2 protein-coding genes and 1 tRNA gene are annotated in these 9,443 nt (G+C 67.3%); 2 read left to right on the forward strand and 1 reads right to left on the reverse strand.

Annotated features, from left to right (window positions below; translation table 11 throughout):
• Window positions 1-196: 196 nt before the first annotated feature.
• Window positions 197-1,615 (reverse strand): FhaA domain-containing protein, encoded by a 1,419-nt coding sequence (locus tag OHA42_RS05240; protein ID WP_328407805.1) that lies wholly within the window; start codon window positions 1,613-1,615, stop codon window positions 197-199.
• Window positions 1,616-1,843: 228 nt separating this feature from the next.
• Here OHA42_RS05240 and OHA42_RS05245 point away from each other — a divergent pair.
• Window positions 1,844-1,926 (forward strand) — tRNA-Leu (locus OHA42_RS05245).
• A gap of 1,274 nt (window positions 1,927-3,200) precedes the next feature.
• Window positions 3,201-9,386 carry a type I polyketide synthase gene (locus tag OHA42_RS05250; RefSeq protein WP_406235024.1) on the forward strand — a complete coding sequence of 2,062 codons (6,186 nt, stop codon included), beginning with the start codon at window positions 3,201-3,203 and terminating at the stop codon, window positions 9,384-9,386.
• The last annotated feature ends 57 nt before the right edge of the window (window positions 9,387-9,443 follow it).

Genomic DNA, 9,443 nt, shown 5'->3' on the forward strand with positions numbered 1-9,443 from the left:
TCCACCTCCTGTTCGACCGTGTACGTCGGTGCCGTAGGTGCTGGAGCGCCCCCGCCGGCTTGCTGGTCTTGCCGGCCCCGGTTCTGGTGCCGCGCGTGTGTTCGCAGCATCATAGGGCCGTCAGCCGATTCCGATCACGATACGACCGCAGAATCCCTGATGGCCATGTCGTGACCCGCATCGCGAACTTACAGGATCAGACGATACGGATCAGGATCTCGGAATGCCCAGCACGGATGACATCTCCGTCGGCGAGCTGCCAATCCTGCACCGGGGAACCATTGACGAGGGTGCCGTTGGTGGATCCCAGATCCGAAAGCATCGCGGTCGCGCCGTCCCAGCGGACCTCGATGTGCCTGCGCGATACACCGGTGTCGGGCAGGCGGAAGTGGGCGTCTTGGCCGCGGCCGATGATGTTGCTGCCCTCACGGAGCTGGTAGGTGCGTCCGCTGCCGTCATCGAGCTGAAGAGTTGCCGAGTAGCCCGAACCGGCTGGCGCGCCCCCGCTGTAGGCGGGTGCGGCGTAGCCGGGTTGCGCGGCGTAGCCGGGCTGTTGCGAGTAGGCCTGGCCGTAGCCGCCCTGCTCGTCGGGCGCGGCGTAGCCCGGCTCGGCGTAGCCGGGTTCGGCGTAACCCTGTTCACCGTAGGCCGGCTGCTGGCCATAGCCCTGCGGCTGCCCATAACCCGGCTCGGCGTAACCCTGTTCGCCGTAGCCGGGCTGACCGTAGCCCTGCTGCCCGTAACCGGGCTCGCCATAGCTTTGCTGGCCGTAGCCGGGCTGGCCGTAACCCGGCTCCTGGTAGCCCTGCTGGCCGTAGTCGGGTTCGGCGTAGCCACCACCCTGCTGGCCGTAGCCACCGCGGTCGGCGTAGCCCTGCTGCCCGTAGCCCGGCTCCTGGTAACCGGGCTGGCTCTGCTGGCCGTAGCCGGCCTGGCCGCCCTGGTAGTCGTAGCCGTTCTGGTAGTCGCTGTACCCCTGCTGGGAGTCCGGCGCCTGGTAGTCGGAGCCGCCCGGATACGGCGCGCCACCACGGCCGTACTCCTCGCGGTACGCACCGTTTTGCGGACCGCCCCGCCCTGCGGGTGGTGGTGCGTACCCGCGGTTGCGTGGATCGGACTCCGCGGGCTCACGGCTGGGGTCGTAGCCTGAGTTCTGCGTCATGGGGCCAGCTCCTGGTTGCGGGTTTGCAGGTCGTTGTGGCGTGGGCTCGGGGCTGTGAGCTGGTGTGGCTCGACGACCGACGTCGGGATCGACCCGGCCGCTCGCCCTGAACTGTCCGGTGTGCAGCGTAGGTGATGCCTCGAACGCCACGTGTACTTCGCCGTAGGTCTGCCAGCCTTGCTCGCGGATGTAGTCCTGCAGGTGTTTGGCGAACGCGCGGGTCGTGAGCTCATGATCCGCGACGAGTTGCTCGTAATCGGACGGGTTGATCGTGATCACATAATTGTTGGCCGCCAACTGGTGGCCGCCGCCCAGATCCTGGACGTGATCGGTGGCTTCGCGTTGCAGCGCCGCCTCTACTTCCTGCGGCACGACACTGCCGCCGAAAGCCCTGGCGAACGCATCATCGACGGCGCCCTGCAGACGACGCTCGAACCGTGAAACGATGCCCATCTCGGCCTCCCTTCGGTTGAGCGTCCTGTTCTGATTGATAACAACGACACGCAGGCATGGCGTGTCGTGTGTCGACCACGTTCATTGCATGATATCCACGATCCTCCACACCTGTAACTCTTGGAAACCCCCGGCGGGTTCCCCGTGGTTGCCCGGCCTGCGCACAAAGGCCGCCGGGCGCCGATTTCGTGTCCCGCATATCTGCGTGATACTGTCTCCCAGTCGCTCGGGCGAGTGGCGGAATGGCAGACGCGCTGGCTTCAGGTGCCAGTGTCCTTCGGGACGTGGGGGTTCAAGTCCCCCTTCGCCCACAGATGTAGTACAGGAAGCCGTAGTTCGGAGAGCATCTCCGGGACTGCGGCTTTTTTGTTGTTCGAGGGTGTGGACGGACTCCCCGTGCTGGGGAGTCCGGACCTGTCGATCCGGGTGCTCACCCGAGACGTGACTCCTATGGATGAGCGGGAATCGTCGCGCTTGCTCGACGACGTCGAAGATCGGCCGACATGGTGGGCGATAGCGCTGGGGCGGGACCGGGGAAGCCGTCGTTCGTGGGCGGACTTCCCATCGTTGGGGATTCTATGGTCGCAGTTTTGTATCGGTTGGTCGGGGCGCCGCCGGATCATTGTTACCACCACGTCGCGAACATTCGGCGAATGCATTCCAGTCTGGGGGTGTCGACCTCGACGAGTGTGAACCTCGGCGGACCGCCGCGACTGGAGAATGAGAAACGTAGCTGCGCAACATAATCCGCAGATCAATGATGGTTGACATGACTAGTAACGCGGTGATCACGAAGAATCTGATGTTTTTCCGCTATGAAGCCTCCCTGGCCGTTGCCTATGTTGACGATCGTTCATGCGACGGTGGTCGATTCGACACTGACTCGACGTACCGCCGAAGGGCGGCACATCGAAGGGCGGTACATCTGTTGCGAGGAAGCGATCCGACTGGCAGGCTAACTCTCAGCAGGCCCGCGGACGCATGTCCTGGAGTTTGCTTGGCGGAGAGAGATTTTGATGAGCACTGATTTCGCCTTCTGGGCGGGCGAAGTACTGGCCGCAGATGTGAAGCCGGGTAATTCCCATGACGTTGCCGAGACGTCTTTCACTCTGGTGAAAAGGAACGTCCCCATGGACTACGTCTCGATAACCAGCGACAACATCCACCGACGGTCGGCGACATTTTGCGAGTCGGCTGGCGTCGGGAGTGTGAGGGTATGTCGATGAGGGACATAGCGAGGGCGGCACTGTGTGCCGGAAAAAAGCGAACGTCCAGTTCGTGCCGATCGGCCTCGGCGAACTTTCGCACGTCATGGAGCGGCGGGGAATCGGTGCCCGCATGCTCGGACGGGGACCGGTACCGCAGGCGGTCTGCGGGCGGATCCGTCGCTTCGCCCCCGCCCGACGTTGCCGAGGGCAGTCACGACGGCTGGATTCAGCCGTAACGCCACCGGCCGTCTGCCGCCGATTCGCCGAATCACCGCTCCGCCACTCGAAGCTCGACGACGGCGTCGGTATCCCCTGGCCGATAGCGCCGGAATTCTTCCGGCGTCTTCGGCAACCCCGATCTACCCCTGGATGTGAACGTGGACACAAACACTGGTGACTCGTCCGACCGGATGTTGGAGTACCTCAAAAAGGTCACCGTGGAGCTCATGTCGAGTCGCGACGAGCTCACCCGACTGCGGGAGCAGAGCGTCGAGCCCATTGCGATCGTGGGCATGAGCTGCCGGTATCCGGGCGGTGTTGAGTCGCCGGAGCAACTGTGGGATCTGGTCGCCTCCGGCTCGGACGCGATCGGGGAATTCCCGGCCGACCGGGGCTGGGATGTGGCGGGATTGTTCGATCCCGATCCGGACCGGTTCGGGAAGGTGTATACGCGCGAGGGCGGTTTTCTTTCCGGCGCCGGTGATTTCGATGCGGGGTTCTTCGGCATCGGCCCGCGTGAGGCGGCGGCGATGGATCCGCAGCAGCGGTTGTTTCTGGAGGCCTCGTGGGAAGCCCTGGAAGACGCCGGTATCGACCCGACCTCGCTGCGAGGCAGCGACACCGGCGTGATCGCCGGAGTGATGTACACCGACTACGAGCACACGGCCAAGGCCGCCGGCCCGGCAGCGGAGGGGCACGCGGGCACCGGATCGGTGAGCAGTGTGGTGTCGGGGCGAGTGGCCTACACGCTGGGGCTGGAAGGTGCGGCGCTGACGGTCGACACGGCGTGCTCGTCGTCGCTGGTGGCGATCCATCTGGCCGCCCAGGCACTGCGCCGCCGGGAGACGTCCCTGGTGCTGGCCGGCGGTGTGACCGTGATGTCGACACCGTCGCTGTTCGTGGAGTTTTCGCGGCAACGGGGCTTGTCGCGTGATGGGCGGTGCAAGTCGTTCTCGGCCGGCGCGGACGGGGTGGGCTGGTCCGAGGGCGTGGGCGTGCTGGTGCTGGAACGGTTGTCGGACGCGCGGCGATCCGGGCACGAAATTCTGGCCGTCATTCGCGGATCGGCGGTGAATCAGGATGGTGCGAGCAATGGTTTGACCGCGCCGAACGGTCCGTCGCAGGAGCGGGTGATCGCGTCCGCGCTGGCAGCTGCCGGACTCGAGCCGGCGGATGTGGATGTGGTGGAGGCGCACGGGACGGGAACGCCGCTGGGTGATCCGATCGAGTCACAGGCGTTGATCTCCGCGTACGGACAGCGTCGCGGCACGCCATTGCGGCTCGGGTCGCTGAAGTCGAATATCGGGCATTCGCAAGCGGCCGCGGGCGTGGGCGGGGTGATCAAGGTCGTGCAGGCGTTACGGCACGGAATGCTGCCCAGGACGCTGCACGTGGGTGAGCCGTCGCCGCATGTGGATTGGTCGGCGGGATCGGTGCGATTGCTGACCGAGGCGGAGCCCTGGCTCGCGGGTGAGCGGGTGCGGCGGGCCGGGGTGTCCTCGTTCGGGATCAGCGGCACCAACGCTCATTTGATCGTGGAGGAAGCGCCCGCGTCCGTCCCTTCGCCGGTCGAGGAGACCGCCGCGACCCCCGCTGCCGCGGCGGATGTGCTGCCGTTGCTGGTATCGGCCAAGTCCGATGCGGCGCTGCGCGCCCAGGCGGATCGGTTGCGGCAGTGGCTGCTCGACAATCCGGATGCGAACCTGTGGAGTGTGGCGTCGTCGCTGATCGAGAACAGGACGCAATGGGACCGGCGCGCCGTGGTAGTGGGTCGCGATCGCGAACAACTGGCGTCGGAGTTGGCGGACCTGGCGTCGGGATCCTCGGCGGCCGGTGAGTCCGTCGCGGGTGGGACGGCATTCCTGTTCACTGGGCAGGGAGCTCAGCGGGTGGGGATGGGGGCGGAGCTCTATGCGGCCTTCCCGGTTTTCGCGACGGCGTTGGACGAGGTCTGCGCCGAGTTCGATCCCCATCTCGGCGGGTCGTTGCGGGAGGTGATGTTCTCCGGCAGCGCTGCGACACGGCCGCCGGGGGTCGGCGCGGCCGATGTCGCACTGGATCGGACGGAGTGGACGCAGCCCGCGTTGTTCGCGTTCGAGGTGGCGTTGTTCCGGTTGATGGGGTCGTTCGGCGTGACCGCGGATGTGCTGGCCGGACATTCGATCGGCGAGCTGACGGCCGCCTACGTCGCGGGGGTGTGGTCGCTGGCGGACGCGTGTGCGCTGGTGGCGGCGCGGGGCCGCTTGATGGGTGCGTTGCCGGCGGGCGGTGCGATGCTCGCGGCCGCCCTGACCGAAAAGGAAGCGCTCGAACTCGTTGCGGTACATGGTGATCGGTTATCGGTCGCGGCTGTGAACGGCCCTTCGTCGGTGGTGCTGTCCGGCGCTGCCGACCTCGTCGAAGCGGCGGAGCGCGAGCTGTCCGACGCGGGCGTGCGGACATCGCGATTGCGGGTCGGTCACGCGTTCCATTCGGCGTTGATGGAGCCGATGCTCGACGAATTCCGTTCCGTGGCAGCGGGTCTGACATATCGATCGCCGACCGTTCCGGTGGTGTCGAACATCTCCGGCGGTGTCGCCGGTGCCGAGGTGACCGATCCGGAGTACTGGGTGCAGCAGGTACGCGGCGGCGTGCGATTCGCGCCCGGCGTCGATGCCCTCGTCGCGGCCGGGGTGCGGCGATTCGTGGAGGTGGGCCCGGATGCGGTGCTGGCATCCATGACTCGCCAGTGCCTGGCCGAATATCCGGAGGTCGAGGCGGGGGCGATGGTTGCCGCCGGGGCGCGGCGTTCGGTCGACGAAGTGACGCAGTGCGTGACGATGCTGGGGCAGCTGCACGCCTGCGGCGCCGAGGTGGACTGGCAGCCGATCTTCGCGGGCCGTCCGCTGCACCGGGTGTCGTTGCCCACGTACGCATTTCAGCGTCAGCGGTTCTGGTTGGAGCCGCTCGCCGCCGATGCCTCCGCGGTGTCGTCGGATCATCCGATCCTGACCGGCGTCGTCTCCGTGGCGGGCAGGGACGAATGGCTGTTCACCGGACGGATGTCGTTGCGGACCCACCCGTGGCTCGCCGATCACGCGGTCTTCGGCTCGGTGTTGCTGCCTGGGACCGGATTCGTGGAACTGGCGTTGACCGCCGGCACTCGGCTCGGCGCCGAGGTCGTCGAGGAACTGCTGCTGGAAGCGCCGCTGCTGCTGCCGGACGACACCGCGGTCGATATTCAGCTCGGTGTCGAGCCCGCCGATGGCGCGGGCAGGCGTCGGTTCGCCGTGCACTCCAGGGTGTCCGGTGAGCATTCCGACGGCGCGGAGTGGGTCGCGCACGCGACAGGGGTGCTGGCGCCCGTGGCCGGCGCGGCGAACGCGGTGTGGGACGGACGGGTGTGGCCGCCCGCGGGCGCCGAACCGGTGGACTCGGCGCGGCTGTACGAGCGGTTGGCGGACATGGGTTTCGGGTACGGCCCGGCATTCCGGGGTGTGCGCGCCGCGTGGATGCGCGGTGCCGAGGTGTTCGCTGAGCTGTCGTTGCCCGAGAACGCGGACGCGCGGCGGTTCCGGGTGCACCCGGCCTTGCTGGACGCCGCTTTCCACACCGCGATCGACCGTCTCGCCGATACCGGCGACGGACGGGTGCCCTTGCCGCTCTCGTTCGCCGGAGTGCGCGTCTACCGGGAGGAAGCCACGGCCCTGCGGGTGCGTGTCGCCCGCACCCACGACACCATCCGAGTAGATGCCGCCGACACGCACGGTCGACCTGTAGTGGCCGTCGACACCCTCGTCGCGCGCCCGGTCGATGCCCGCACCCTGCGCCGTGATCGCGCAACCTCGCACCCGCTCTACACCCTCCGGTGGACTCCGGCATCCACCTCGACCTCCGTGAATCGTTGTGCTGTAGCGGTATTGGGCTCCACGACGATGCCGGGCGTCGAGGCACACACGGATCTGGACGCTCTGCTCGCAATGCCGTCCGTACCCGAGATCGTCGTCTGGCACTGTGACGACGTCCCCGCGACGGGTGATGCCGCCCAGGTGGCCCGGCTGCGAGTCGATGCGGCGCTGACGATGGTCCGGGACTGGATCGCCGACGAACGATCCGAGAAATCCACGCTGGTCGTCGTGACCCGCAACGCCGCGGAAATACCGGGCGAATTGTGTGATCCTGCGGCAGCGGCGGTATCCGGTCTGATCGCGTGTGCGCAGTCGGAACATCCCGGCCGGGTCGTCCAGATCGACCACGACGACGCCACCGCGGTGACATCCGGCACGGTGGTGCGAGCCGCGGATCTCGGTGAGCCGCAGGTGGCAGCGCGTGACAACACGCTACTGGTACCCAGGCTGATACGGGCCGCCGCGCCGGATGCGGCACCGGTCTCGTTCGGCGGCGGGACGGTTCTGATCACCGGTGGCACCGGAGGTCTAGGTGCGCTGACGGCGCGACATCTGGTTGCGGCACATGGCGTTCGGAGCCTGCTGCTGGTTTCCCGGCGGGGACCGGATGCCCCCGGCGCCGCGGATCTGGTCGGCGATCTCGAGGCCGCGGGTGCGCAGGTCCGGGTGGCCGCCTGCGACGTCGCCGACCGAGATGCGCTGCGAGATCTGCTGCGGACCATCTCGGAGCAACACCCGCTGACCGCCGTGATCCACACCGCCGGCGTACTCGACGACGGCACCGTCGAGACGCTGACCACCGAGCAGATCGACCGCGTCATGCGGCCGAAAGTCGATGCGGCACTGCATCTGCATGAACTCACCCGGGATCACGACCTGTCGGCGTTCGTGCTGTTTTCCTCCGCCGCCCCGCTACTCGGTGGTCAGGGCCAGGGCAACTACGCGGCCGCGAACCGTTTCCTCGACGCACTCGCGCATCGTCGTCGCGAAACCGGCCTGCCCGCGCACTCGCTGGCGTGGGGGCTGTGGACGCTCGGTATGGCAGGCGTGCTCGATCGGGAAGATACCGAGGACATAGCCCGCCGTATTCGCACCCGGCTCGGGCTGCTACCCATCACCCCCGAGCCGGGATTGGCGATGTTCGACAAGGCGCTGGCCACCGGCCACTCGCTGCTGATGACCGCGTCGCTCGATAGGGACGCGCTCGCATCGCTCGCTCGCTCCGGCGTGCTGCCGCCGGTGCTGCGCGAGATCGTGCGCGCGCCCGTTGCAGCGCAGCCCGGCAGCGAACGCGGCTCGCTGGCACAGCGTTTGGAGATGCTGCCTGAGGACGATCACTACGAGGTCATCCTCCAGGAGATACGTTCGCTGGCCGCCGTCGTCCTCGGACACAAGTCGGCCGCCGCGGTGGCCGCGGATGTGCCGTTCGCTGAACTCGGATTCGACTCGTTGGGCGGCGTCGAGTTCCGTAACAGGCTCGTCGCCATCACGGGTCTGTCTCTGCCGTCGACGCTGGTGTTCGAGCATCCGACCGCCGCCGCGGTCGCGGAGCTGCTGCGGTCGCGGATGGGGGCCGTCGAGGTTCGGCACGAGCCGCCGCCCGCCGCATCGGGAGTACGTGGCCGGTTGACGGAGCTGGTGATGGCGGCGCATCGGCGCGGGGACGCGACCGAGGCGATGCCGCTGTTGATCGAAAGTGCCAGACTGAGCGTCGCTTTCGATGAGCCGGCCGCCGCGAATGGCCCCTCGGCGCCCATGCTGCTGTCGCGCGCCGGCGCCGGACCCAACCTGATCTGCATCCCGTCGTTCCTGGTCGGCAACGGACCGCACCAGTTCGGCCGCTTGGCGCGCGAACTCGGCGCCGAATTCGGTGTGTCCGCGTTGCCACTGCCGGGGACCCGAGTCGGTGAACCGATGCCGCCGACCTGGGGCGCGCTTCTCGACCACCTTGCCGTTGTCACCGAAAACGCCACGGGCGAGCATCCGTTCGTACTCGTCGGGTACTCGATCGGCGGAGCGGTCGCGCACGCGCTCGCCGAACGGCTCGACGAGCGTGGTCGTGGCCCGGTCGGTGTCGCGATGCTCGACACCTATTCGCCGGATGGTGAAGACCTCATCGGCACCGTTTTCGCCGGCGCGCTCGGCCTGGTGCTCGATCGCGGTCACGAACTGATCGATATCGACGACCACGCACTGGTCGCCATGGGCAATTATGTGCGGATCTTCGGCGAGCGCGGCACGCGGTCCATTGCCGCGCCCACGCTGAATCTGCGAGCCACTGTCGGGCTACCGGGCCTCGATATTGCTGCGCCGGTGCCGGATTGGCAGCACCGCGGCGACACGATCCACATATCCGCCGACCACTTCTCCCTCATCGAAGACGCGGCACCGGCTGCGGCAGAGGGGATTCGGCGATGGATCCACTCGATTGCGAGCGACGTCGTGGGCAACCGATGAACCGCGTGATCGCGAAAAACGCATGCTTGGAATCGAATAAGGCGAGATAGAGGAATC

This window comes from Nocardia sp. NBC_01009, assembly GCF_045208035.1.
Classification (GTDB): domain Bacteria; phylum Actinomycetota; class Actinomycetes; order Mycobacteriales; family Mycobacteriaceae; genus Nocardia.

Excerpts from the sequence above, each read along its gene's own strand:
- OHA42_RS05240 (WP_328407805.1), bottom strand. The coding sequence starts at position 1,615 with ATGGGCATCGTTTCACGGTTCGAGCGTCGTCTGCAGGGCGCCGTCGAT.